1 protein-coding gene is annotated in these 1,082 nt (G+C 31.2%); it reads right to left on the bottom strand.

What is annotated here, in order from left to right; all coding sequences use genetic code 11:
• Positions 1-148: 148 nt before the first annotated feature.
• Positions 149-1,082: ABC transporter permease (locus K6343_01535; protein ID MEF3244657.1), on the bottom strand; the 934-nt coding region annotated here is incomplete at its 5' end.

Raw genomic sequence — 1,082 nt, forward strand, 5'->3', positions numbered from 1 at the left:
AAACTTTTTTCCACTCCAGCCTTTTCAAGGTCGTCTGCCCTAACACATATACCTTTTAGCTTTTTTAGAGTTATAAAGTCGGTATCTCCTTTTAAAATTGGTTGGAAGATTATAAGGAAAATAAAAAGAAGCGCTAAAAATTTTTTCATCATCTTTTAAGGAAATTAAAACTTTTTCTTTTTACCCTTACAGTAAAAATTTTATCGGATGATATAATCCATGTTGCAATTGATATTGAAACCAAAGAGAAAATAAGTAAGTATACAACACCTATAAATACAATTGATGTATTGCCAAAAAGAATTTTTTGACTTGCAATAAAAGGATAAGAAAAAGGTATTGCATAGACAAGTATCTTAATAGGTAAACTCAAATTATCTATACTTGTAAAAAATGTAAGAAAATAAGGAACCATAACAAGAATCATTAGCGGCGTAAGATACATCTGCGCAGTTTTTGTATCCTCGGCAAATGTTGCAATTATGCTTGAAAGCGCTAAAGAAGCAAGAATTGTAAGAAACAAAAGGACACCAAGGTAAAAATATTGAATGGGCGTAAAAGATAATCCAATGCTTTCAAGGACTTTTGATGTTTGGGCATTTCCTATTTCACCCATTGAAACTCCACGTAGGTAGTTCAACATTCCTATAAGATAGAAGAAAGATATAATAAGCGCCATAATTGATGAGGCAAGCATCTTTGAAAGTATTATTAAAGGCCTTTTAATAGGCACCGTCATGAGTGTTTCAAGAGTTTTATTTTCTTTTTCGCTTGCTATAAGACTTGCAATCGTCTGTGAAGCGAAAATAATTACGAACGCAAGAACAATTGGTATAAAAATAATTTGTGACATAAGCAAATTTTGGATTACTTCGGGAGAAACAGAGGTAACAACACCTTTTATAACGGTAAATTCTTTAACTAAAATTGGGTTTTTAATAATATTTGGGTCAATATTGGTGAAACTTTTGATGTACATATTTGAGATAGTTTCATTAACAACTCCTACAACGCCTTTTAACTTTGACTGAACATTTAAAGAGGCAATAGAGATGCTTTTCATCACGGAGTAAATCTTTAAA

Source organism: Caldisericaceae bacterium (genome assembly GCA_036574215.1).
In the GTDB taxonomy this organism is placed as follows: Bacteria; Caldisericota; Caldisericia; order Caldisericales; family Caldisericaceae; genus Caldisericum.